Annotated in this window: 22 protein-coding genes; 12 read left to right on the forward strand and 10 right to left on the reverse strand. The window is 37.1% G+C overall.

Annotated features, from left to right (window positions below):
• Positions 1 to 88: 88 nt before the first annotated feature.
• Positions 89 to 802: a tetratricopeptide repeat protein gene (locus UMU13_RS05795; protein WP_328217751.1), complete on the reverse strand. Its 714-nt coding sequence runs from the start codon at positions 800 to 802 to the stop codon at positions 89 to 91.
• 190 nt (positions 803 to 992) lie between these two features.
• Here UMU13_RS05795 and UMU13_RS05800 point away from each other — a divergent pair, with 190 nt between their 5' ends.
• Positions 993 to 1,832, forward strand: a complete 840-nt coding sequence (locus UMU13_RS05800; RefSeq protein WP_328217753.1) for a hypothetical protein — start codon at positions 993 to 995, stop codon at positions 1,830 to 1,832.
• A gap of 531 nt (positions 1,833 to 2,363) precedes the next feature.
• Here UMU13_RS05800 and UMU13_RS05805 read toward each other — a convergent pair.
• Positions 2,364 to 2,492, reverse strand: coding sequence for a hypothetical protein (locus tag UMU13_RS05805; protein ID WP_328217755.1), 129 nt, complete (start codon positions 2,490 to 2,492; stop codon positions 2,364 to 2,366).
• A gap of 264 nt (positions 2,493 to 2,756) precedes the next feature.
• Between UMU13_RS05805 and UMU13_RS05810 the strand changes: the two genes are divergently transcribed.
• From UMU13_RS05810 to UMU13_RS05830, 5 genes are all read left to right on the forward strand, one after another.
• Positions 2,757 to 3,875, forward strand: a complete 1,119-nt coding sequence (locus UMU13_RS05810) for a branched-chain amino acid ABC transporter substrate-binding protein (RefSeq protein WP_328217756.1) — start codon at positions 2,757 to 2,759, stop codon at positions 3,873 to 3,875.
• 71 nt (positions 3,876 to 3,946) lie between these two features.
• Positions 3,947 to 4,849, forward strand: coding sequence for an ABC transporter permease subunit (locus UMU13_RS05815; protein WP_328217758.1), 903 nt, complete (start codon positions 3,947 to 3,949; stop codon positions 4,847 to 4,849).
• Positions 4,850 to 4,851: 2 nt separating this feature from the next.
• A complete protein-coding gene (locus tag UMU13_RS05820) occupies positions 4,852 to 6,087 on the forward strand; it encodes an ABC transporter permease subunit (RefSeq protein ID WP_328217760.1) in 1,236 nt (411 codons plus the stop codon).
• Positions 6,071 to 6,865: an ABC transporter ATP-binding protein gene (locus UMU13_RS05825; RefSeq protein WP_328217761.1), complete on the forward strand. Its 795-nt coding sequence runs from the start codon at positions 6,071 to 6,073 to the stop codon at positions 6,863 to 6,865. Before UMU13_RS05820 ends, UMU13_RS05825 begins: the two co-directional genes overlap by 17 nt.
• Positions 6,852 to 7,562: an ABC transporter ATP-binding protein gene (locus UMU13_RS05830; RefSeq protein ID WP_328217763.1), complete on the forward strand. Its 711-nt coding sequence runs from the start codon at positions 6,852 to 6,854 to the stop codon at positions 7,560 to 7,562. Before UMU13_RS05825 ends, UMU13_RS05830 begins: the two co-directional genes overlap by 14 nt.
• Here the strand turns inward: UMU13_RS05830 and UMU13_RS05835 are convergent.
• The 6 genes from UMU13_RS05835 to accD all read right to left on the reverse strand — a co-directional run bounded on the left by UMU13_RS05835 (position 7,559) and on the right by accD (position 14,873).
• The gene (locus tag UMU13_RS05835) at positions 7,559 to 8,473 is read right to left on the reverse strand and encodes a metal-dependent hydrolase (RefSeq protein WP_328217765.1); all 915 of its coding nucleotides are present in this window, start codon (positions 8,471 to 8,473) and stop codon (positions 7,559 to 7,561) included. The two genes, UMU13_RS05830 and UMU13_RS05835, sit on opposite strands and share 4 nt — an antisense overlap.
• A 129-nt stretch (positions 8,474 to 8,602) precedes the next feature.
• Complete coding sequence (locus UMU13_RS05840; protein ID WP_328217767.1) at positions 8,603 to 9,595, reverse strand: DHH family phosphoesterase; 993 nt, start codon at positions 9,593 to 9,595, stop codon at positions 8,603 to 8,605.
• Between the two features lie 3 nt (positions 9,596 to 9,598).
• Positions 9,599 to 10,618 (reverse strand): hypothetical protein, encoded by a 1,020-nt coding sequence (locus tag UMU13_RS05845; RefSeq protein WP_328217768.1) that lies wholly within the window; start codon positions 10,616 to 10,618, stop codon positions 9,599 to 9,601.
• 137 nt (positions 10,619 to 10,755) lie between these two features.
• Positions 10,756 to 12,813, reverse strand: coding sequence for an LPS-assembly protein LptD (locus UMU13_RS05850; RefSeq protein ID WP_328217769.1), 2,058 nt, complete (start codon positions 12,811 to 12,813; stop codon positions 10,756 to 10,758).
• Between the two features lie 89 nt (positions 12,814 to 12,902).
• A complete protein-coding gene (locus tag UMU13_RS05855) occupies positions 12,903 to 14,027 on the reverse strand; it encodes a bifunctional folylpolyglutamate synthase/dihydrofolate synthase (protein WP_328217770.1) in 1,125 nt (374 codons plus the stop codon).
• Positions 14,028 to 14,873 (reverse strand): acetyl-CoA carboxylase, carboxyltransferase subunit beta, encoded by an 846-nt coding sequence (gene accD, locus UMU13_RS05860; protein WP_328217772.1) that lies wholly within the window; start codon positions 14,871 to 14,873, stop codon positions 14,028 to 14,030.
• A gap of 221 nt (positions 14,874 to 15,094) precedes the next feature.
• Between accD and UMU13_RS05865 the strand changes: the two genes are divergently transcribed.
• From UMU13_RS05865 to UMU13_RS05890, 6 genes are all read left to right on the forward strand, one after another.
• Positions 15,095 to 15,385, forward strand: a complete 291-nt coding sequence (locus UMU13_RS05865) for a hypothetical protein (protein WP_013885982.1) — start codon at positions 15,095 to 15,097, stop codon at positions 15,383 to 15,385.
• A 511-nt stretch (positions 15,386 to 15,896) separates the two neighbouring features.
• Entirely contained in the window at positions 15,897 to 17,189 is a 1,293-nt protein-coding gene (locus UMU13_RS05870) for an OmpP1/FadL family transporter (RefSeq protein ID WP_328217773.1), read from the forward strand.
• Between the two features lie 30 nt (positions 17,190 to 17,219).
• On the forward strand, positions 17,220 to 19,256 hold the full coding sequence (locus UMU13_RS05875) for an Ig-like domain-containing protein (RefSeq protein WP_328217774.1): 2,037 nt from the start codon (positions 17,220 to 17,222) through the stop codon (positions 19,254 to 19,256).
• Between the two features lie 460 nt (positions 19,257 to 19,716).
• Positions 19,717 to 20,220, forward strand: coding sequence for a diaminobutyrate acetyltransferase (gene ectA / locus UMU13_RS05880; protein ID WP_328217776.1), 504 nt, complete (start codon positions 19,717 to 19,719; stop codon positions 20,218 to 20,220).
• Positions 20,221 to 20,306: 86 nt separating this feature from the next.
• Positions 20,307 to 21,581: a diaminobutyrate--2-oxoglutarate transaminase gene (ectB, locus tag UMU13_RS05885; protein ID WP_013885985.1), complete on the forward strand. Its 1,275-nt coding sequence runs from the start codon at positions 20,307 to 20,309 to the stop codon at positions 21,579 to 21,581.
• Complete coding sequence (locus UMU13_RS05890) at positions 21,581 to 21,973, forward strand: ectoine synthase (RefSeq protein ID WP_013885986.1); 393 nt, start codon at positions 21,581 to 21,583, stop codon at positions 21,971 to 21,973. Before ectB ends, UMU13_RS05890 begins: the two co-directional genes overlap by 1 nt.
• Before the next feature lie 114 nt (positions 21,974 to 22,087).
• Here UMU13_RS05890 and UMU13_RS05895 read toward each other — a convergent pair whose 3' ends face one another.
• Positions 22,088 to 22,708, reverse strand: a complete 621-nt coding sequence (locus UMU13_RS05895) for a CBS domain-containing protein (protein ID WP_328217778.1) — start codon at positions 22,706 to 22,708, stop codon at positions 22,088 to 22,090.
• Between the two features lie 274 nt (positions 22,709 to 22,982).
• The gene (locus UMU13_RS05900; protein ID WP_328217780.1) at positions 22,983 to 23,990 is read right to left on the reverse strand and encodes a histone deacetylase family protein; all 1,008 of its coding nucleotides are present in this window, start codon (positions 23,988 to 23,990) and stop codon (positions 22,983 to 22,985) included.
• Position 23,991 lies beyond the last annotated feature (1 nt).

Consider the following 23,991-nt stretch of genomic DNA (forward strand, 5'->3'; position numbering starts at 1 on the left):
GTATGTTAGCCATTCGAGTTTCGGATTGTGATAAAAAAAATCATTCTAACAACATTTTTGTATCAACCTGTTAAAATTTATAGTTTTCTTAATTATTTTTCATTTGTTTCTTTAACATGTTATAGGCTTCGCAGCTTTTTTGAAGATTCATGTCGCAGGCCTTTTTGAACAATTTTTTCGCTTTTTCTAAATTTCTTTTAACAGATTTGCCGTTGTAATATATTGCAGCCAAATTGTAACATCCTTTTGCATTTTTGCCGTCACAGGTTTTAGTGTATAAATTTATAACTTCAGAGTAATCATTTGCTGCCACTTTTTCAGTGTCATACATGACGGCTAAATTAAAACATGCGTTTAAAGCTCCCGTATCACATGCTTTTCTGTACAATTTTTCTGCTTCAGCATAATCCTGCTTAACTCCCTGACTGTTTTCATACATATATGCAAGGTTCAGACATGCGTTTGAAATTCCATTACTGCAGGCCATTTTATAATACTTTGCAGCTTTTTGATTGTTTTGCTCTATACCTCTGCCTTTGTTATAGATAAGTGCCAGGTTGTAGCAGCTTTCGATAATGCCGCTTTCACACGATTTCTGATACAACTCAACAGCTTTGGCATAGTTTTGTTTTACTCCCCGGCCGTTTTCATACATATAAGCCAAATTTGCACATGCTTTTGCAAATCCATTACTGCAGGCTTTCTCAAGTTTAAGCATTTTATCGTTTGCAGTGACAGTATTTACTGCAATAAAAAACATAAAAATGACGATACAAGGGATGCTTATCTGTTTAAAATTCATAAATACTCACCCACCTGGAAATTATATTATTTATTATACCATTCACATCTGATTGCTGCAAACTATGTTATTTGGATAATAAAAGTGATTCATACTTCTACAAACAGTTTTATTAATGGAAGTGTTGAATAATTTGTTCTGTTCATTTAAAATTATATAAATATATTATCTCATCTTATCTGGAGATTAAATGCCTGGAAAAATAATTCTGAGTGTATTATTGGCCGCTTTACTGTTCTTTTCTGTTTTTGCAATTACAAAGCCTGAGATAAGAAAAACGGTGCTTGTTGAAAGAACCACTGAATATCTTGATACCAATATGGAAAGGACAGCTGTTTCCTTTGCCGTATCGAGAGGTGTGAATGCGCTGGTTTCTTTCCTTCAGGATGCTGATTTGGAAATGGGAGTAGGAGTCAGCGCACAATTTTCACCGGGTGAATTTCTCGATCCGCTCAATGATATGGTTGAACGTTTTTCCTGGCTGATGCTTTTGTGCTTTACCGTTATCGGGGTGGAGAAAATATTGTTTGAGATTTTCCAATCTATCGGTTTTTTTCTGTTGGCTTTTTCCTCTTTATTCTTTTTGTTATGTATATGGTGGAAAAAGGTGTTCAACTACTCTAATATTTTTCTGAAATTTGCTTTTTTAGGGCTGATACTGATTTGTTGGATACCTGCTCAGGCTGCGATTGGTGATCTGATGCATAATAATTATCTGAAGCCCGATTACGAACAGGCACAGACTTTTCTTAAACAACACGATAGTAAAAATGAGATTGAATCCTCGGGCTGGTTTGGCGATATGAAAAGCATGTTAAGTGTTAAGGAAAGAGTGGAAAATCTAAAAAATGCTGCTGAAGAGTATTATGATAAAATAATGAATTTGATAGTGATTTTTACTCTTGAGTCGATCCTTTTGCCTCTGGTGACTTTATTTGCCGGTTTAAAAATCCTCTCTTTTACATTCGGCAGAAATACGAAAATGAACGAACTCGCAAATCACATCACACGAAAAATTTTAAAGGGCTGATTTCCTTTATTATCAGGCTTGTTTTTTATTGAAGCACAATTTCATATATGTTTAGCATATTTAAACAGAAGTAACAGATCTTTCCATTTTCGGCTGATATGACAGAAAAAAACGTATGTATTCGTCTAAGGCGAATATATAGAATGCTAAACATATTTACCAGTCTTTCAGACTGGTGCTAGCCATAGGTATCCTTGCGAAAACCTATTAAGACAGGGTTTTAGCAATCTCAAAACAAGAAAAGTATAGAGGTTGCTTCGCCTCCGCCCAAGGGCAAATTCCCTGCCCTGTTAAATCCGGCTTTGCCGGGTTGCAGTGCCAGCACTTAACAAGGCGAGCAAAAAACTTGCTGAAGGCGCAAGTGCGAAACTTGAATTATAAATAAAAAAACTCCTCTAATGTATAGAAAATAAAAATATCATTTTATGTTATATATCTTTTGCCGAAAAATAAAATTTGGCATCAATTCTGTTTTACACTTTTTTTAAATATAAATGTATGATTGTAATTACATTTGACCTCAGTTAAAAGTCATTCATCCCTTTGTTTCATTTTAATAAGAGTAAATTCATGTTTTTGAGATTCCTTTGACCTTGGTTCAAGACTTTTTCTAAAATCTCTTTGATATTTTAGCTTATCTAAAGGTAATTTATCATTCATAAAATATTATATTAGAGATAAATCCTAATATCAACCCAGATATGATTTTTTTCAATTTTCCAAAATTTTCAAAGGGCTGAACTCCTGTATGTTAAGGTTTGCCTTTTTATGAATTGATTTGTTAAATGAAATATCCTCAGAGAAACATCGGATATTTTTAAATTGAAAAAACAAAATATAGCTTGACTGAACAGCATGTTTGCATTAATTAATTTAAAATAGGAAAGTTTTAAAATAATGAACAAAAAATTGGGAGGTAATGTTATGAATACTGGTTTTAAAGGTTTTTTGGCAATTATTTTCGTTTTAACAATGTCTATATCCGTTTTTGCTGCGGATACAATTAAGCTGGGAGTTGCCGGTGCTCATTCAGGGGATTTGGCATCATACGGTATTCCCACTGTAAGAGCAGCACAGTTTGTTGTAGATGAATATAATAAGAACGGTGGTATCGACGGAAAGAAAATCGAGCTGCTTGTAGAGGATGACGAGTGTAAGCCGGAAAAAGCTGTTAATGCGGCAACTAAGCTGATGTCACAAGGTGTTGACGCTGTTGTCGGCCATATATGCAGCGGTGCTACAAAAGCCGCACTTTCTATCTATCTTTCACAGATGATTCCAGTTATTTCTCCTTCTGCAACCAACCCTGCTCTTACACAGAGCGGAAATTATCCTAACTTTTTCAGGACAATTGCTCCTGATGATGCACAGGCCAGACTTGAGGTGGATTTTGCAGTTGACGAACTGGGGCTTAAAAATATTGCGGTAATACATGATAAAGGTGATTACGGTAAAGGGCTGGCTCAGTTTGCCAAAAAATTTATAGAGGAAACTGAAGGCGTTAACGTTGCTTTATTTGAAGGTGTAACGCCGGGTGCTCTCGATTATTCAGCCATTGTTCAGAAAATAAAAAATTCTAACGCAGACGGTGTAATTTTTGGAGGTTATCATCCCGAAGCTTCCAAGATTGTCACACAGATGAGAAAAAAGGAAATGGACATCCCTTTTATCTCCGATGATGGTGTAAAGGATGAAACTTTTATAAAAGTCGCCGGTAAATATGCTGAAGGCGTCTATGCAACCGGTCCGAAAGATGTCTCTAGTAATCCGTTGGCAAAAGAAGCGGAAAAGAAACATATGGAAAAATATGGCGAGCATTCAGGTGCGTTTTATCTTAACGGTTATGCTGCAGCACAAGCTATATTGAATGCTATAGACAATGCTGATTCCACAGATCCGCAGAAGGTTATGCAGGCTATGAGAACTAACTATGTGGAAACTCCTCTTGGTAAAATTAAGTTTGATGAAAATGGTGATGCAATTGGTGTCGGCTTTTCTGTTTATCAGGTACAGGACGGCGAGTACGTAGAGTTAAATTACTAAAATTCAATAATTTCTGCCGGGCTTTTTAGCCCGGTTTTATTTTAGGTAACTGAATAAAAGGGGATTTCACAATGGAATACTTTCTTCAGCTGTTTTTTGCCGGCCTTACCAAAGGTAGTATTTACGCATTGATAGCTCTCGGATATACTATGGTTTACGGCATTATTCAATTAATTAACTTTGCCCATGGGGAAATTTACATGATAGGGGCTTTTACTGCCCTTATTGCGGCTGGAGTTTTATCCGTTTTTAATTTACCGGTTGTCGCTATCTTTATCATTGTGACTCTTGTGGCCATACTTTATTCTTCAGCCTACGGTTATACTATTGAAAAAATTGCCTACAAGCCTTTGAGAAATGCTCCGAGGCTTTCAGCACTGATAAGTGCAATCGGCATGTCGATATTTCTGCAGAATTATGTTTTGCTGGCACAGACATCTGATTTCCTGCCGTTTCCTTCCCTTATAGGACAGTTTAAATTTATGGAACCTTATAATCATATTTTGTCTTCTTCCGGACTTGTTATAATCATATCAACATTTATTGCTATGTTGCTGCTGTCCTTATACATTAAATTTACCCGTATGGGTAAGGCAATGAGGGCTACCGCTCAGGATAAAAAGATGGCTCTTTTGCTTGGGATAAATGTGGACAGAGTAATTTCAACCACGTTTGTTGTCGGATCTGCTCTTGCAGCACTCGGCGGTGTTTTAATTGCCAATCATATAGGTCAGATAAATTTTTATATCGGTTTTATTGCAGGAATCAAAGCTTTCACTGCAGCTGTATTAGGTGGTATCGGCAGTGTTCCTGGGGCGGTGTTGGGTGCCCTGATACTTGGATGGACGGAGAGTTTTTCCACAGGATATATTTCAAGTGATTATCAGGATGTTTTTGCCTTCATACTGCTTGTGGTGATTCTTATCTTTAAACCCAGCGGAATATTGGGTAAAAAGACGGATCAGAAGGTGTAAAAATGTTTTCTGAGATAAAAAAATCGCTGCTTGTTTCCATTTGGTTTATGTTTCTGACTTTTCCTATTATGGTAATAAAAGTAAACACAATTGAAAATACCATTATATGGAGATGGGAAAATCTTGTTTTGGTAGGTCTCGGATCTTTTTTTCTCTCTTTTCTGTGGAGGTTTATGCACAATAAGAAAGCCACAAAAAGAAGACAGGATTATAAGGACGCATTATCAAAACTTTTTTATGATAATTTGATAGAAAATAAAAAGGTTTTTATACCTGTAGTTGTAGCTTTAATAATTTTTATTCTGCTGTTTCCGAAGTTATTTTCGGCATATCAGGTCACAATTATGACCACAGCTCTTATTTATGTAATCCTGGGATTGGGACTCAATGTCGTTGTAGGTTTTGCCGGCCTGCTTGATTTGGGTTATGTGGCTTTTTATGCAGTAGGTGCTTATACCTATGCTCTTCTTAATTTTAATTATGACATAAGTTTCTGGATTGCACTTCCTCTTGCCGGTATACTGGGTGCTTTGGCAGGTATTTTACTCGGTTTCCCCGTACTAAGGCTCAGAGGTGATTATCTGGCCATTGTTACTTTAGGCTTTGGTGAAATAATACGTCTGGTGCTGGAAAACTGGGGTGAGTTTACTCATGGTCCCAGCGGTATTGCCGGTATAAACAGGCCCAATTTTGGTTTTGATTTAAGTATTATGGGCAGTATAAATGCAATATACTATTTTGTATTTTTCTTTGTCCTTGTGACTATATTTTTTACAAATCGATTGCAGAATTCACGGATAGGCAGAGCATGGGTGGCTTTGAGAGAGGATGAAATAGCCTGCCAGGCCATGGGTGTGGATAAAACAAAAACAAAACTTTCGGCTTTTGCTTTTGGAGCAACATGGGCAGGGTTCATGGGGGCTGTCTTTGCAGCAAAAACCACATTTATTAATCCGGCCAGTTTTACATTTCTGGAATCAGCCATAATTCTTTCCATAGTTGTTTTAGGTGGTATGGGCAGTATTCCGGGTGTTATTCTCGGTGCACTTATTTTGATACTTCTTCCTGAATATCTAAGGGCTTTTTCTGAGTACAGAATGTTGATTTTCGGCGGTGCCATGGTTCTTATGATGGTTTTCAGACCTCAGGGACTGATTAAGAGTAAACGAAGGCGGTATAACCTTGAGTCTATGTCCAAAAAAGAATTAAAGGAGAGACAAAATGCAGCCTCTTCTTGAGATAAACGGTTTAACGATGGATTTCGGAGGCTTAAGAGCGGTTGACAATATTGATTTTAATATCTACTCAAAAGAAATTGTTGCTCTCATAGGCCCGAACGGTGCAGGCAAGACTACGTTCTTTAACTGTGTGACCGGTATGTACAAACCCACCGGTGGGGACATCTATGTATATACTGACGGAGATAATAGAAAACGTATAAATGGTCTTAAGCCTAATAAGGTTACCGAATTGGGTCTTGCCAGAACATTTCAGAATATCAGGCTTTTTAAAGGGATGACGGTTCTTGAAAATGTCATGATAGGCAGACACTGCAGAACCCATGCAAATATTTTCTCTGCTCTGATGAGAAACAAACGTATAATCCGGGAAGAGTATGAGTCAGCCTCTTATAGCTATCATATTCTTGAAAGAGTTGGTCTGGACGTGTTTGCCAATGAAATTGCTGAAAATCTGCCATACGGGGCTCAAAGGAGACTTGAAATTGCGCGGGCTCTTGCAACGGAGCCTAAGGTTTTACTGCTGGATGAGCCTGCTGCCGGACTTAACCCTCAGGAAACGGACAATTTGATAGAGATTATAAAGATGCTGCGTGATGAAGAAAATATTTCTGTTTTGCTTATAGAGCATGATATGGGTATGGTAATGAAAATTTCTGAAAGGATTACAGTAATGGATTACGGCAAAAGGATTGCCGAGGGTCCTCCTGGTGAAATAAAAGAAAATCCTGATGTGATAAAAGCTTATCTCGGAGAAGACATCGATGCTCAGGCTTAATAATGTCAATACTTTTTACGGAAATATACAGGCTTTGCATGATGTAAGCCTTGAAGTAAAAGAGGGTGAAATTGTAGCCCTCCTGGGAGCAAACGGTGCCGGGAAAACCACAACACTCATGACAATCAGCGGAATAGTTCCTCCGCAGACAGGTGAAATTTTTTATAATAAAACACCCCTTCATTTGATGAAGCCGGATGAGATTGTAAAGCTGGGTGTTTGTCAGGTACCTGAAGGCAGACATATTTTTCCTCATCTCTCGGTAAGTGAAAATATTGACCTTGGAGCTTTTCTCAGACGCGATAAAGAGCAAATCAGAAAAGATATTGAATATGTGTATGATTTGTTCCCGCAGCTGGCTGAGCGAAAAAATCAATTGGGAGAAACACTAAGTGGTGGAGAACAGCAAATGTTGGCAATCTCAAGGGCTCTTTTGTCAAAGCCTAAATTACTGCTCCTTGATGAGCCTTCATTGGGTCTTGCACCTATTATTGTGAGACAGATTTTTGACATTATTAAACAGATTAATCGTGAAAGTAAAACTACAATACTGCTGGTGGAGCAGAACGCTAACCTTGCTCTTCAGATTGCGGATAAAGGTTATGTTATGGAGACGGGGAAAATCAGGTTGTCAGGTGATGCCAAAGACCTTTTGAACAATGATGACATAAAGAAAGCTTATCTCGGCGGTGTCTAATTAAAGCTGTATTCGGTTAATTCCCCATTACCATTTGTTTTAAATTGAAGTGCAAAAGCTTTATGATTATGTTTACCAAATATATCTTCGTTAAGCATAAACTTCAAATCGAAAATCTCAAAATCGTATTTTCCTCCGCCTTTAACAATAACCGGATAATCCACGAACCAGAGATAAGTCTTTAAGAATTTACTGCTGAAATTGTAAGCAGTACTTTCTTTATCAAATTTCCTGTAACTTTTGAACGCTGCCGGATCTATCTTCTGGTATGTTTTTACATCTTTTACTTTGTAAGTATCCTTTCCTTCTATTATCACCTTCCAATAAAGAGGTGTTAAAGCTGTCGTGGTTACTATCACCTTGTTATCCGTTAATTTTGATACCTTAGATTTCACAAAGGATTTAACTCCAAGGTTAGCAACGGGGTAAAATAGAAGAAATGCTGAGGCAATTATTGCTGTTTTACGGCTTCTTAAAATAAAAGCAAAAATCAATAAAGTTATAAGTGTTAAAGTATAAAATGGATCAATGATGAAAACCGATGATAAAGCAAATCTGTGTCTGCTGAAAGGGGCAAGCAGTTGGGTGCCGTAGCTGGTAATATAGTCCAGGTATATGTGAGTATACATTATTGAGGCAGCGGTAATTGAAGAAAACAGAAAACTTTTCTTAAAAATGTATTTTAATAAAAATGCAGTCAAAATACCCAGTATCAATCCGCCCCAGACAGAATGAGTGAAACCTCTGTGATAGAGCAAATAATCGGCTTTAGTGCCGAAAAATGATATCGCGTTGTCAATATCAGGCAATAAAGCAAGACTGCCGAAAAGTACAACAGATTTCGTTTTAGCTTTAAAACCGAGTGTTTTTGACAAAACAACACCGCTGGTAAAATGGGTAACAGGATCCACAATCAGCTCCGAATATCATATTAATTATAATTAATATGATTTCTGATAATTAATTCAATATATTATGTGTGAGTGAGAGATGTTTAGGTAAAGGTGAAGGTAGAGGTAGAGGAAATGGCAAAAAGTTATTTATAGCCTTTTTTGATCTATATCGCTGCTGCCGAATATCTTTGTAAGTAGGCGTTCTTTTACTTTTGTGACAATTTCATCATAATTGTATTCTTTTAAAGGGATTTGACCGCCTGCAGATTTCATGTGTCCGCCGCCTGTTCCGATACCTCTGACAAGTCCAAGAGCAATGTGACCGACTTTTCGTTTTGTGGATTTACACCTTAGAGAGAAATAGCAGATATTATTGATTTTCCCAATTACAAACGTCCATTTGATGTCTCTCATTCTTAGAAAAAAGTCGGAGGTTTCAGCTATCAGATCGGCATTTCTAACATCAGACAAATTACAGAATATAAGATCATTTATGACAACAGCATTCTCTGTGGCTTTTTTCATATTTTTAAAATAATATTTCGGCAGTTCAGGATTTTCTATTTTTGCCAGCTTGTTGAGAGATATTCCTGGGAGTATGTATCCCATCATTTCGGTATCAACCTTGCTGTTACTTCTACCTGATCCGAGAGTGTCCGTTTTTATTCCGTAGAATAAAGCAGTGGCCGTATTTGTGTCAGGGGTAATATTCAGTTGTTTATAATATTCCGTTATGATTGTACTTGTACTTCCGTAATTTTTTCGTATGTCGTGCAGCTCCACTTTCTTTGTATGGGATCTCAAGTTATGATGATCAATAACTATATCCGGGGAAATCTTTTTCTGTATAAATACGTTACCGGCAGTGGGCTGCGTATCCACCAGTACAAGACAGTCATATCGGGCGAAATTAAGTTTGGCGGAGAGGTGCATATCTATTTTACATAATTTCACCAGCTCTCTGTTTTCAGCTCTGCCTATGAGACCGTGATAGGCCAATGTGCATCGTTTTTTCTGAAGAGCACTGAAAAGGGTTTTCAGAGCAAAGGCTGAAGCTATGGTATCCGGGTCAGGGTTATTATGCATCAGGATTAGTATTTTTCGTTTTGGCTTGATATATTCAAGAATTTTATTGATCATAATTCACATCTTTTCCCCGAAGGTGAGGACAATGTTGTTCATACTAATATCTGTAAGGAAATTGTATTCATCCTTATAAAGGTTAAGCTTATTGATTAAATCTTTTCTGGTAAATTTGCTGAATATTTCCATCTGCATATCACTTTGGGAATAACTAATCACTTTGAAATCGAGAATTATTCTTTTTTCCTTTAGGTTCTGCATGAGTTTCTGAATTTTGCCGAGTGAAGGGAAATTTTTAGCAACTATTTGGTATTCCTGAGTCGGCAGGTTTGTCTCAGGTAGTTTTATTAGATTTTTTCTGACATATTTCAGTGTATTGTTAAAACTTTTTTCAAAAGCGTCGATAAAAGCTTCCTTTTTTGTGCTTTTCAGAGAAGAAGCTACCGATTTTATTTCCGGGAAACTGTTGTCTTTTTTGTATATGTTTGTCAGTAAAGTGAGTCTGCATAAGTAATTTTCATCAAGTTTGGTATATTCTGTACTGACTTTCATAAAGAAAAGAAATTTTGCTTTACTCATTCCGAAAACAGTTATTAAGTCTTTAAAAGAGGAATCTTGAGGTATCTGGAGGCTGAATTCCTGCTGGTGCTTTGTAGTAAAGTTATATTCTTTGAAAATGCCGGAGATGTTTTCATTTAGGTAGGAGCTACTGACAAAATCGCTTTGCGTTGTATTGTCCTGTATTTTTATATTGTAAACGGCTGAATGCAGAAAGTTGTTAAGAAAATACTTTAAATCACTTATTGCCACCTCATCAAGATTCAGTTCAACTTCATATTTTATTTCAAAATTATCCACTCCTCTTTTTAAAATTCTGTAATACGATATAAACTTGAAAAACTCAGGAGTTATTTCCGGGATGTTTGTCTTGTCAGACTGTTGATAATATTGGGCTATTCCGTTCATCAGGGCATTTTGCAGCGCCAGATTGTTTGCTTTTTCGACATTCCCACTTTCAATCACTGCACTGCCTTCACTCGTTATAAGAACTGCGTGCGCGTTGAAAGAGATAAGAGTCATCAAGACAATTAAAGCGCTTATTTTTTTTATGGAAAAAGCTTTATAAAATTTTATAAGACCTTCCTTGTTAATAGAGTGTACTTACCTTTTGCAAAGTTGTTATGATATAACATGTCACATCCTAATTCAATAAATTTTTATTTTCCGCTTAAAATTTCTTTCTGAGCTCCGCCGAGCCCTTTCAGTTTTACAATAAGAAAGAGAGTTTTTTCTGTGTCAATGTTGGTGCCGCTCTTTGCAATTTCTTCATATTCCTCTTCGGAGTAGCTGAAACCGAGACTCCAGCAGTCCGAATTGTATATTATTTTGGCAGTGTATTCCTGGGTTTTGAAGTTTTTGAAATTATAGGAAAATTCATCCATTTTTTTATAAGATTCGTGCACAAAAGCCAGCTCGAAAGGCTGAATATCGACACCGATACTTGACTGCCAGGTTGTATTCTTTTCCTCTTCTTCCACTGCTTTATCAAAGATAAATTCCGTTTGAGCATAAAACGATTTATAATTGATTCTCAAACGGTTTTCCATATATTCGGTTTCATTTTTTTCATAGTTATAATGATTCTCAAAATAAAAATGGGTCAGATCTTTGTAGTTAAAATTAATTTTTGTCTCCAGCGGTTCCCATTGGTTTTTTTCTAAAGCCGTATCATATCCCTGCGTGAACGATTGTTTAAGGTTCCAGTCTTTAGAGGTCAGATAGTTGGTAAGGGTATAGGTATAGCGTTTTTCCTCTTCAATCCTGTCGTCTTCTATAAAATCGGGAATTCCCTGTTGGTTGAGATAAGGTGTCTGTGAATATTCAATCGTATTGTAAATGGAGTGTTTAAAGTATTTATAATTTTTATAGATTTCATTAAATGAAATTTTGTAGCCTATGTTGTAAATATATCTTTCTAACTCGTTGCCTTCCTGATCTAATTTAAGAAGGCTGCCATCATCGGTTTGACTTACATTGAACTGTTCGGAGTAGTCGTACCATCTGGTGTAATACTGCCTGTAATGGGGAGTAAATGTTAAAATCTTCAGGTTGAAAGGTTTATAAAAGTTCAGATAACCGTTGTTGCGCTTTATTGTTGTCTCTTTGAACGATGTTTCTTCTTCGTTCTGATAAATCATATCGGTTTTCTTTATACGGTTATAATCGAAATGATAATCTATATACAAAAGCTTTGCGTCCATAAAGTTTTTTTCAAGAGTAACTTCTGGTTGTTTTATAAGATGGCTTTTGGAAAAGCCTTCCTGACGGTCAAAATATTCCATTTCATCCCTGTATTTTATATACAGATTCCCCAAAGGCTTATAAATGTTCAGCCGCATTTCGTTTATATAGTAATTTTCGGATTCATCGTCGCTGTTTTCATTCTCAGAGGCAACCATTGAGTATTTGTCGAAATCCCTTTTATACCTGAAATCAGAAACATAGTCTGTGTTGAATCTCAACTCAATGTCATCAGTCAGGTAAATATTACTTTTATTAACGATTTTCCATCTTTTGTTTTTGTTAGCTTCTGAATCTCTATCGTAAATATACTCGCCGTAAAGATAAATGTCTTCTTTTCTGCTTTTATTATATCTGAATTCGGCCAAATACTGCAATCCGCGGAAAGAATAATAATTCAGCCCGAATGTTGCATCCTTATCCACACTGATATTCCAGAAATACTTAGGTGTGAAGAAGGCTCCCACCTCACTGCTGTATCCTGCATTGGGAATGAGAAAGCCACTTTCCCTGTCCGTTTTGATAGGCCATATAAAATAGGGGAAATACAGTACAGGTATATTTTTTATATTGGCTGTCGCATCGTCTGCAGTAAAATATTCTCCGTAATTGATGCGGGCTTTATCCGATCTGAAAGACCAGTCGGGAACTTCTCCGCTGCAGCTTGAAATCGTACTGTTGTGCAGTATGTAATTGTTTTCTCCGATTTTCTCAATTTTTTGTGCTGTAAAATAGTGATAAGGTTTGTAAAAACCTTTGCCATCCCTGATTAAACCTTTCCTGGTGTCAAGGTCAATTTTAATATAGGAAGCGTGTATTATATTGTCTTTATCTCTAAATGTTACATTGTCCCATGCTCGGGCAATATTTTCCTTTCTGTCAAAACGGACTTTATCCGCAGTTAGTGTCATATCTTTGTATAAAATCAGTACGTTGCCGGCAGCTGTAACTGTATTATTATCTTGTGATGTCACTCTGTCTGCCTCCAGGGTGACTTTTTCTTCGGCTTTAACCGGTATAGATATTAGAAAAAAAGAAAAAATCAAAAATAATATAATATTTCTCAAACGGCACCTTTGATATATTTTCTGCACCAGGCACAAAAATACAGTGAGCCTGTTATTAATACCTTTTGCAATTCATTTTGTTTTAAAAAACTGTCTATTATTATCTTTGGGTCTTTTATCCTGTAAACTGCGTCAATGTCAATATTGGAAATATCTATGCTTCTGTCATTGTCCGGTATTTCGGTCAGATAGATTTTTTTTGCTTTTGTTTTAAGAATATTCACAGATGTTTCCACATCCCGTTCGTTTGTACACGAAAATATTACGGCATCATATCTATCTTTTGATTTCTGGATTCTGTAAAGAGCAGCGATATTATGAGCGCCGTCCAGTGTGAAATTTCCGATTCTTTCCATTCTGCAGGGCAGAGTTTTTAAATTTACAGCTTTTATCTCAATCTCTTTGTTTGTAATAAATTTATAAATTTCAGATGACAGAGAAAAGTTAATATCTGCCGTATCCAGGTTTTCTGAATCTTTTAAAAAATAAAGATTTTTGTCTGGTAGAAGCTTGGATATATGGGTATTAATAAAATTTTTGTTGTCTCCTATGAAGATATCCGAATTATCTTTGCATATGGCAATTTTTTCTTCAATTATTTTGTAAATATTTTTACCTAAAAATTTTATGTGATCCTGAGAAATTGTTGTGATAACAGGGATTTTCTTATTTAAAATGTTTGTAGCATCGTATCTGCCGCCGAGACCTGTTTCTATGATTGAGATGTGGGGACTTTTGTCCGAGAAAAAATCAAAAGCTATTAATGTAAGTGCCTCAAAAAATGTCAGGGCATGTTTTTTAATTATGTTCAGGTTCTTATGAAATAAATGCTGAAAATCTTTATAATTTATGTTTTCGAGGTTGTATTGTATACGCTCGGTGATATCATCTATATGAGGAGAAGTGAACATAGCCACATTGCAGCCGTCTTTGCGAAGCATCTGTGCCAGATAATAAGCTGTGGAGCCTTTTCCGTTTGTTCCTGCAATATGTACAATTTTTCCTAAGTTTTTTTCACTAAAACCGATATCCGTAAGTGCATTACTAATGCGGTCAAGAGTAAGGTCCAATTGCTTGAATTCTTTGCGTGAATTAAAAAAGTCGGATAAAGTTACATCCATTTATCCGAAAAAATCCAGCATTTTTGAAATGGTGGGCTTCCAGTCCTTTCTGTGCAGAACCATGTCAACCATTCCATGCTCAAGCAGAAAATCGGATTTCTGAAAATCGTCCGGCAACTTTTGTTTGATTGTTTGTTCTATTACACGCGGGCCGGCAAATCCTATAAGAGCATTGGGTTCGGCTATTATAACATCACCGAGCATTGCAAAACTTGCTGTGACACCGCCCGTTGTGGGGTCTGTCAGAATGCTTATATGAGCCAGTCCCGAGCGCTCAAGCTTTTTCAGAGCGGCTGAAGTTTTGGCCATCTGCATCAGCGAGAGTATGCTTTCCTGCATACGTGCACCGCCGGAACAGCTGATTGTGATAACATGATTTTTATTGACAATTGCAGACTCTATCAGGCGGGAAATTTTTTCACCAACGACACTGCCCATACTGCCGCCGAGAAAACTGAATTCAAATGCCCCGATGTTAACACTTCTGCCGTTTACACTGCCTATTCCCGAAATGAATGCATTATTAAGTTTTGTTTTTTTAGTAGCAGATTTAAGTCTGTCAGTATATTTTTTAGAGTCTCTGAATTTTAATGGATCCTGGGAAACAAGGTTTTGATCGATTTCAACAAAAGAGTTTTCATCAACAATAATCTGAATTTTTTCCCTTCCGGAAATTTTAAAATGGTTTCCACATGACGGGCAGGCGTGAAAGTTCTTCTTTATCTCGTCTTTATAACTTATTTCCTGACATTTATCGCATTTAATCCATAAGTTTTCTTTAATTTCTTTTTTATTTGCCGTCTTTACTTTTTTTATTTTGTCAAATAAAAGCCCTTTAAGTCCCATTGTATACCTCCATAGGTTTGAAATACATATTCTATCGGTTTTAAAACAAGATGCAAGAAAAAAGTGCGATTATATATTCATATGATTGGATGCAGATAGATGGTGAAGTGGTAAAGTAGTAAAGTAGAGAAATGGTGAGATAGGGAAGTTGAAAAGCGGGGTATTTTAAAATATCATATTCATGTTATAATAAGAACAGATGAAACCAAGGGAGGCAGTCCATGAAAAATACAATAATTATTTCCGATGAGGCCGATGAAAAGGACTATCCGGACGCCATTATTTTGAATGAAAGCGACGCATTGAACCTTTATTCGGCTAAAAGCGGTGAGCAGGTTGTATGTGAAAGTCCTAATGTGGATTATGTGAAAGTGGAGGATGATTTTTTTGAGTTTTTTGGAGAGGATTTCGGGAGTATTAGATTTGACAGGCGTTTTGTGAAACTGGTGGTTAATAAGTCATATTATGTGGGTCAGAAACTCAGAGCCAACAAACCTTACGATATCCGGTAAAGCTTTCAAAATGATTTGATATAAAACATCTACAACCTCTCCCTGAAAGTCTCGTTATGTTTATAAAATTTGAGCTTTGAATAATTCAGTAAGCGCGGCTTCAGCCGTACAAAGTTTATTTCGAAACCCTGTATTATCAAGCATGCGGGACTACCAGGGCACTTAATAATTAAGTGCCCTGGCCTAAAACTGAGAAAAACACATTATTCAAAGCTCTTAAGCTCTAATAGTGTCTATATTTTTGTTCAAAGTTAAAAATAACAGTGTTCTGATAACACAGGTTGAAATATTCAGAATAATTTCATAGCACAAATATTAATATGCTTGCATCTTTTTTATTAGGCAATTATTTCTTTGGTAGCCAATATTTAAAACAATTATAATGAATGTATAAACTGAATGCTTGTTCGCTCAGTAAATATATAACATCTTTTTGTATATGATTATAAAAAGCTTGCCATTTAGTAAAAATTAATATATGTTTTAACAATACCAATATAAAGGAGGCTTTATGAGAAAGGCAAAGATAGCGTTTTTATACGTATTTATGGCTTTACTATTTCCAACATTTGTTTTTGCTAACGGTTTCCAGATTAATGAACAGGGGGCTAAAGCTCTCGGTATGGGTGGGGCTTTTGTTGCACAGGCGAATGATCCGTCTGCTCTTTACTTTAACCCTGCAGGAATTACTCAGCTTGAAAGAGCCCACCTTTCTCTCGGTGTTTCACCGATAACACCCAGAGCTTCATTTGAGAGTGATGTCACAGGAAAAACCACAGATGCAGATGTAAATACTTTTTTTATTCCAAACTTCTATTACACGATGAAAAATACCGAAAAAATAAGTACAGGGTTGGCGGTATTTTCAAATTACGGTCTTGCAACAGAATGGCCTGAAAATTGGGAAGGTAGATACGTTACCGGAGGTACGAAGGCCGAGATTATTACGATGACGATTAATCCGAATATTGCCTATAAAATCAATGACAAAATAAGTGTAGCAGCGGGTGTTGATATCCAAAATATGGATATTACACTGAAAAATAAGCTTGCAATGTTGCCTTATAACGGGAGTATTTTAATGCTTAATTCAGACGGTGACTCCAAGCTTACTGCAGATGACTGGGCTTACGGGTGGAATGCTGCAGTTCATTATAAAATTACAGAAAACTGGAAAGCCGGGATTTCCTACAGAAGCGAAATTAAACATGAAATAAAAGACGGAACTGCTGAATTGTCACTTCCTTCAGGTTATCTTATTGGAAGCGGCCCGGTGCCTGCCATGAATATTCAGAAAACGGGAAGTGCTGATATAACATTACCTGAAATTCTTTATTTAGGTACTTCTTACGAAATAGGTAAATTTACTTTTGAACTGGACGGGCAGTGGACAGGTTGGTCATCTTATGATGAATTAAAGATTGAATTTGAAGACGGAAGCCAGCAAGTAAGCCCCAAAAACTGGGAAGATGTATGGGCAATAAGATTGGGGGCACAGTATAGTGTTAACAAGATGCTTGATTTGAGAGCGGGTATTATCAGAGATTATTCACCGATCCCGGATGACACTGTTGATCCTCTTGTACCTTCCGGAGACAGATGGCTGTATGCTGTGGGGCTTGGATTCAATTTTCACCGGTTAACAATAGACGTTGCGTATAATTATCTTGATGATGAAAACAGAGAATTTGATAATGAAGTGGGTAAGAAAGCTCCGTACGGTTATGTTGCACCGGAACTTACAGGGGAATTTAAAGATATAGATGCACATATCTTCGGTGTAAATGTTTCCTATAAATTTTAAATAAAATGATTTTTTCAGGAGGAGTTTTATATGTTTAGAAAAATTACGTATGTTTTGTTTATATTATTTTCCGTTTCTGTTTTGGTTTCATGCGGCGGAGGCGGTTCGGATGATGTGGAGACTGTAAGTTATAATCGTCTGAAGTTTGATACTGCTGAATCGAATATGTCCATACCTTTTCCCAATGATGTTATGTGGCAGGAAACAGGTGGCATTGTTAATCTGACAGCACAGGCAGTGGGTCCTTCTGAAACAGCTCTTTATTCAGCTATCAAAGCACTGAATATTAAGGGTCTCAGCCCCAATACACCGATTGCCATTCCCCTGGCGAGCGATATTAAGCTGAGTAGCACTTCTCTATACAATAGTATCAGAATATTTGATTTGACAGGTTATCAGGTTAATCCAACTGCCAACAATTTTTTTACTGATATCGAAATTAAACAAAACGGTAATATAATCAATGTTTATCCGTTAAACCCTATGGCAGCCGGTCACAAGTATCTTGTAATTATAACCGGGGATCTTAAGGATTACCGTGGTTATCCTGTAATGCCTTCTCCAATTTACAAAACATTAAGGGATACGGATAATTGCAGTACTCTCGATTCTCAGGATTTGCAAAATCTTTGCAGTATTTATGATCCGCTTTGGGATATAGCTGCAAACCTGACGGGTAAGAGAAAAGAAAATCTTCTTGAAATATTCACATTTACCACAGCTGATAAAACGTTGGGATTGAAGGATTTTGGTGTAATACAGCAAGCATTATTAACCAAAGATTTCTCCATTATCGACAATAGCTCTATCGAAGGATACAGTTATGCTAATGTGTCTGCGGATAATGCCTCGAATGAATATGTTGAAGTGGATGCTCTGAGTGACTTGCCTTTGTTATGTCAAAACTTGTACGCACAAAATCCAACTTTACTTCCAGTAGTCAGTGACGGTACAACCTATTTTAAGTCGCCTAATCTTTATGAGCTTGCATCTATTCAGGCTATACTGGAAAATTATAATTTTCCGGATAATCAGTCGAATTATGGTGCTGTTTGTACTTCTATATTTGACAATTCCTCTCTATATGACAATGTTTCAATGAAAACTGCTGTAAACACTCAAACTCCAAATGGCATTGTTTTATTTCAGCACGGTCTCGGAGGGAGTAAATCCAATGTCGACTTAATTGCCAATGAGTTCAGCAGTTATATGGTAGTGGGTATGGATCTGCCGTGGCATGGAGGCAGAGTTTTAAATGCAGATTTGTCTGAGACAATTTGTGATGAAACTCAGTCCGGAAGCTGTTATTTAACGGACAATCCAATATATGACAGACTTAATATTTACCAGTCACTTCTGGATATGCATACACTCACAAAAATGTTCGGCCTGCAGGCCGTCAGTCAGGGATTACCTCTGTATCTTGCAGGGCAGTCGATGGGATCTATTACGGGCTCTATGCTTATGAATGTTGATAATATTACCACATCAAATGTTGCTTTGCAGGCTACAGAAGGACAAAAGGCGGGTAATTTTATCAATAAAGGCTTGCTGAATGTCGGCGGCGGCAATTATGCGGTGCTGCTCAATGAAGCTACAAACAGTCTGATAACAGATTTGCTTTCGACACTGAATCTTGAAAAGCACAGTATCGAATACTATACAACACTCGGTGTGTTTCAGCTGCTTCTTGATCCTGTGGATCCAGCTTATTTTGCTGACAATACAGCGATAAGCGGTAAAGTTCTGCTTCAGTCTGCAAACCATGATACGGTTATACCCAATGTATCAAATAAAGTACTTGCGCATGCTTATAATTTTGATCCCGGAGTAACAATTACCGGAGATGATACAGCAGCTTCAGGTGCGATAGCTTCTCCTTCTGCCGGCTGGTATATGTTCGGCAGCGGAGATAACTGGGTCAATCATGGATTCATGCTTAATACTTCTAATTTAAACGATTTATATCCCGAAGCGTTTGGTTATCTGAACCAGACCTATGTGGAAAATATGCAGGGGCTTGCAATAACACAGGCTTTGAATTTTTTGAGTGCTCAGCCTCAATAAGAATAAGCAAAACACTTAAAGGCGGCTCAGCTGAGCCGCCTTTTTTATGAATATATTTCCACTATATTTAACTTTCCTCCCCATTAATATTATATCAAGTTTCGCACTTCGTTTTGTCATTGCGAAACCCTGTGGAAACAGGCTTGTGGCAATCTCAAAACAAGAAAAATAGAGAGATTGCTTCGTCGTTTTCACTGCCTGCCCTGTTAAATGCCACAGGCAATCAGCGAAGCTGATATTTAACAGGGTGAACAAAGACGTGTAAAGAGTGCAAAATTTGAGATAATATGTTAAAATAAATAAAAAGCATTAATTTATTGTAGCAGATAATTAAAAAAGTTTTGCCGTTGTAAATTTTTTTGAAAATATTTGCATTTGAGCTGAGGTTGTGTTATTACACGTATGAAACTTTTAACTTACAAATATGTAATATTGAAAAATACAAGCGGAGGAGAAAGATATGGAAGATAATATAATTATAAGAAGACCTGTAGTGAAAGATGCCTTTGGAATTTGGACATTAATAAAAAATTCCAAACCTTTGGATTTAAACTCTAAATATGCTTACATGCTGTTCTGTACTCATTTCAGGGACACGTCTGTAGTTGCCATCGATCCGGACCAGGATGATAAGGTTGTTGGTTTTGTCTCTGGATACAGACCTCCTGTGCAGCCGGATGCACTTTTTGTGTGGCAGGTGGTTGTGGACAGTTCCATGCGCGGCAGAGGGCTGGCTCCGAGAATAATCAGAGATATTTTGGAAAGAGAGTATAATCAGGATATTAACTATATCCAAGCTACTGTTGGCCCTTCAAATAAGCCTTCAGAGGGGCTCTTCAGGAAACTTGCCAAATATTATGACGCCAAATGTGAAACATCTGTATTTTTCAGTAAAGAAGATTTTGGAGAAGGTGATCATGAAGAGGAAGTACTGTTTCATATAGGGCCTATTAAGAGGGGGTGATGAGTAAATTTTGATATAATGTGTTTGTTGATACTGAATACTTAAAGAAAAATTAATATTTATAAATAATCAGGAGGAATTTAATTATGAGAATTTTTGAAAATCTTGAATCTGAAGTGAGAGGGTATATACGCTCATTTCCTACAATTTTTGAAAAAGCAAAGGGTGCACTTTTGTATGATGAGCAGGGTGAAAAATATATCGATTTTTTTGCCGGAGCCGGTACCCTGAATTATGGACACAATAATGACAAAATATCTGAAGCTCTGATTGAGTATTTAAAGAATGATGGAGTCGTTCACGGTCTTGATCTTGCAACAACTGCAAAGAAAAATTTCTTACAGAAATTTTCAGATACAATATTGGCTCCGCGTAATTTGGAATATAAAATTCAATTCACCGGCCCCACAGGAACAAATGCAGTGGAAACGGCTATTAAAATTGCCCGTATGGTTAAGGGGCGTTCCAATATTGTATCATTTACAAATGGATATCACGGTTTGACTATGGGGGCCCTTGCTCTTACAGGTAATGCATTTTACAGGGATGAAGCCTACATCAGCCGTAGTAACGTCTCTTTTATGCCTTATGACGGATATTTCGGTGACGATGTAAATACAATTGATTATTTGCGAAAATTCTTAGACGATCCCAGCAGCGGTCTTGATCTTCCTGCTGCAATTATTCTGGAAACTGTTCAGGCTGAAGGCGGCGTTAATGTTGCCTCAAGTCAGTGGCTTAGGGATCTTGAACAGCTCTGCCGCGACTACGATATTTTGCTTATAGTTGATGATATCCAGGTTGGTAATGGCAGAACTGGCGAATTCTTCAGCTTTGAAGAAGCCGGTATTAATCCGGATATTATTACAATGTCCAAGGCTATCGGTGGAGGTTTACCTCTGGCACTTGTTCTTTTAAAACCGGAGCTTGATCAATGGAAGCCGGGAGAGCACACTGGAACGTTCAGAGGGAATAATCTTGCTTTTGTTGCATCAGCAGTTGCCCTTGAATACTGGGACAACGATGATCTGAGCCAGGCTGTAAAAAGTAAGTCTGAGGTTTTGAGAAACAGACTGGAAGAGATTGCAGAAAAATACCCTGATGCAAACGCTTCTGTGAGAGGCAGAGGCTTGGTTTACGGTCTGGAGCTTCCTGAAAAGAATTTTGCTTCTGAGGTTTCCACAAAATGTTTTGAAAAAGGTTTGATTATAGAGCTTGCAGGTGCTTTGGACCAGATTGTTAAATTCCTTCCTCCACTTACAATTAAAGAGGATGTTTTAAAAGAGGGTTTGGATATTATTGATGAAAGTATAGGTGAAATTTTACAGGAGAAAAAAGAACGTTTAACAGGAGAGTTTTGATGATTGTGAAGCATTTAAGTGATTTGAAAGGAACCGATGACGAAGTCTACGGGGAGAAGGGGACCTGGGTTAGCCGCAGGTTTCTTCTGAAAAAAGACGGCATGGGTTTTTCTTTTCATGAAACAACAATATTTGCAGGAACTGAAACATATCTTTGGTATAAAAACCATCTGGAAGCCGTTTACTGTGTCGGCGGAGAAGGTGAAATTGAAGATTTGGGTACGGGGAAGATACACCCTATCAAAGACGGGACTATGTACGCACTGAATAATCATGATAAGCATTATCTCAGGTCGAAAAAAGACATGAGGTTAATCTGTGTTTTTAACCCTCCTCTTGTTGGACGCGAGGACCACGACGAGGACGGAGCCTACCCTCTTTTAGATGAATAATACAAAAAAGGCGGGGAATTCCCCGCCTTTTTCGTTCAAGGTTCAACGTTCAATGTTCAACGTTCTGGGTTTTTCCTCTAACTACCTCAACTACTTCAATTACCTCAATTACCTTTAAATATCTTCCTTCCATGGTTCATAAATTTTAAATCCTTCAGCAATCAGATGATTTTGCACTTTTTTCTTAAAAATACTGTCTATTCTTACAGAAACAATGCGGCTGTTATTTTCGGCGTGTACAGTCATTATGCTTATTATGTTAATATCCATTTGCTTAAATTGGATTGCCAGTTCCTCCAGCATCCCCGGCTTATCTTCAAGTACAACATCAATCCTGCTTCCCACTTCTTCCAGACTCATTATTTTTACCATTGCCCTCAAAATATCGTATCTTGCAATTATACCCAGCAGGGAGAAGCTGGAGTCAATTACAGGCAATGCGCCGATCATATTCTGATAGATTAACAAAAGGGCATCATCCAGTGTGTCATACTCTGAAATCGTTATGGGAGTATAAGACATGATTTCATCGACACGGATATTTTCCGTTGAAGCATTTTTGCCGAAAGCTTTTCTTATATCACTGCTTGTGACAATCCCTTTAAGAATATTTTCACTGTTAATCACCGGAAGGTGCTTGATATTCTTTGTGCTTATGATATCAGCAGCGGTACTTAACAAAGTGTCAGGAAAAACAGTGACAACATTTTCACTCATCCAATTTTTTACAAACATAATTGCTCCTTTACTGTAAAGTTCTAAATTCAATGTTCAAGGTTCAGCTTTGAACGACCACCAATACACAAATACACCATTCAACAAATAAGCACAGTTGCATATTTATTCATGATATCGTTTCATATGGTAGAGATTTCTCACTTCGTTCGAAATGACAGGACTTTATGTCTAACAGCGATAGCTAAATATGCTGTAGGCATTCTTCCGAGTGGAACGAAGTGGAATCGAGGAATCTCTATCTATATATTAACAATTTCTGCGTATCTGCTTACTAAAATAACCCGAACATATCAGCTGTTGCAAGTGCGTCGAAGATGTTTATGTCGTAGCCGTCAGTCATTACGTCAAGCGTATTTAAAACACAACTTGCTAAAACCTCGGGCTCATAACCACCTTCCAAAAAAATCATGATTCTGTCTTCACAATATTCTGCAGCCAGATATTTCAGAGCGTAAAAAATTCTGCGGAATCCATTTGTGCTCAAAGAAATATCACCCATAATATCATCTTTATGACCGTCATAACCTGCTGAAACCAAAATAATTTCCGGTTTAAACTCGCAGACAGCAGGGTACAATTTCTTAAGCAGTTCTTTGAAATAATCATCATCTCCGCTTTCCGGTTTCATCGGTGAATTTATAGTGAAACCTTTTCCACTGTTCTTACCTGTGTCAAAAAATCTTCCTGTCCCGGGAAAAAGGAAAGTCGGGTGTTCGTGAATGCTGTAATAGAAAACATTTTTACTGTCATAAAAGATGTTTTGGGTACCGTTTCCGTGGTGTACATCGATATCTATAACCATTATTTTTTGAAAAACTTTGGAATCCAAAAGATATTTTGCTGTAATCGCTACATTATTGAAAAAGCAAAAACCGTAAGCCCTGCTGTAATCGGCATGATGTCCGGGTGGTCTTGATGCAACAAAAAGCTGCTTGAAATCTCCGTTTAAAAGGAGATCTGATGCGTACAGTCCGCTAAAGCTGCTCTTTACAGCGGTATCAAAACTTGTTGAATCAATTACATTTTCTTTATTCTGAAAATAACTGTTTCCTGTATTAGACTCTTTTTTAAAATTCTCAATATAACCCGGTGAATGGATTCGTGCAATTCGGTTTATATCATAGTTAAATTCAGCTTTTACTGCATTTACACGATCGGTTTTTACCAAATCACTTTCAAAAAGATGATTGTAAACGGACTTTAATCTCGAGGGATGTTCCGGATGCTTTTCACCGGTGTTATGTCTCAAAAAGTCGTTGTGATAGATAAATCCAAGCACT

Origin of the sequence: Flexistipes sp. (assembly GCF_036172515.1) — a bacterium.
Taxonomy (GTDB): domain Bacteria; phylum Chrysiogenota; class Deferribacteres; order Deferribacterales; family Flexistipitaceae; genus Flexistipes.

What these genes read in the sequence shown, in the direction of transcription:
- UMU13_RS05820 (WP_328217760.1), top strand. Translation starts at nt 4,852, where the DNA reads ATGTTTTCTGAGATAAAAAAATCGCTGCTTGTTTCCATTTGGTTTATG.
- UMU13_RS05800 (WP_328217753.1), top strand. Translation starts at nt 993, where the DNA reads ATGCCTGGAAAAATAATTCTGAGTGTATTATTGGCCGCTTTACTGTTC.
- UMU13_RS05810 (WP_328217756.1), top strand. Translation starts at nt 2,757, where the DNA reads ATGAATACTGGTTTTAAAGGTTTTTTGGCAATTATTTTCGTTTTAACA.
- UMU13_RS05795 (WP_328217751.1), bottom strand. Translation starts at nt 802, where the DNA reads ATGAATTTTAAACAGATAAGCATCCCTTGTATCGTCATTTTTATGTTT.
- UMU13_RS05890 (WP_013885986.1), top strand. Translation starts at nt 21,581, where the DNA reads ATGATTGTGAAGCATTTAAGTGATTTGAAAGGAACCGATGACGAAGTC.
- UMU13_RS05855 (WP_328217770.1), bottom strand. Translation starts at nt 14,027, where the DNA reads ATGGATGTAACTTTATCCGACTTTTTTAATTCACGCAAAGAATTCAAG.
- UMU13_RS05805 (WP_328217755.1), bottom strand. Translation starts at nt 2,492, where the DNA reads ATGAATGATAAATTACCTTTAGATAAGCTAAAATATCAAAGAGATTTT.
- accD (WP_328217772.1), bottom strand. Translation starts at nt 14,873, where the DNA reads ATGGGACTTAAAGGGCTTTTATTTGACAAAATAAAAAAAGTAAAGACG.
- UMU13_RS05895 (WP_328217778.1), bottom strand. Translation starts at nt 22,708, where the DNA reads ATGTTTGTAAAAAATTGGATGAGTGAAAATGTTGTCACTGTTTTTCCT.
- UMU13_RS05875 (WP_328217774.1), top strand. Translation starts at nt 17,220, where the DNA reads ATGTTTAGAAAAATTACGTATGTTTTGTTTATATTATTTTCCGTTTCT.
- UMU13_RS05865 (WP_013885982.1), top strand. Translation starts at nt 15,095, where the DNA reads ATGAAAAATACAATAATTATTTCCGATGAGGCCGATGAAAAGGACTAT.
- UMU13_RS05840 (WP_328217767.1), bottom strand. Translation starts at nt 9,595, where the DNA reads ATGATCAATAAAATTCTTGAATATATCAAGCCAAAACGAAAAATACTA.
- ectB (WP_013885985.1), top strand. Translation starts at nt 20,307, where the DNA reads ATGAGAATTTTTGAAAATCTTGAATCTGAAGTGAGAGGGTATATACGC.
- UMU13_RS05870 (WP_328217773.1), top strand. Translation starts at nt 15,897, where the DNA reads ATGAGAAAGGCAAAGATAGCGTTTTTATACGTATTTATGGCTTTACTA.
- UMU13_RS05845 (WP_328217768.1), bottom strand. Translation starts at nt 10,618, where the DNA reads ATGACTCTTATCTCTTTCAACGCGCACGCAGTTCTTATAACGAGTGAA.
- UMU13_RS05815 (WP_328217758.1), top strand. Translation starts at nt 3,947, where the DNA reads ATGGAATACTTTCTTCAGCTGTTTTTTGCCGGCCTTACCAAAGGTAGT.
- UMU13_RS05830 (WP_328217763.1), top strand. Translation starts at nt 6,852, where the DNA reads ATGCTCAGGCTTAATAATGTCAATACTTTTTACGGAAATATACAGGCT.
- UMU13_RS05825 (WP_328217761.1), top strand. Translation starts at nt 6,071, where the DNA reads ATGCAGCCTCTTCTTGAGATAAACGGTTTAACGATGGATTTCGGAGGC.
- ectA (WP_328217776.1), top strand. Translation starts at nt 19,717, where the DNA reads ATGGAAGATAATATAATTATAAGAAGACCTGTAGTGAAAGATGCCTTT.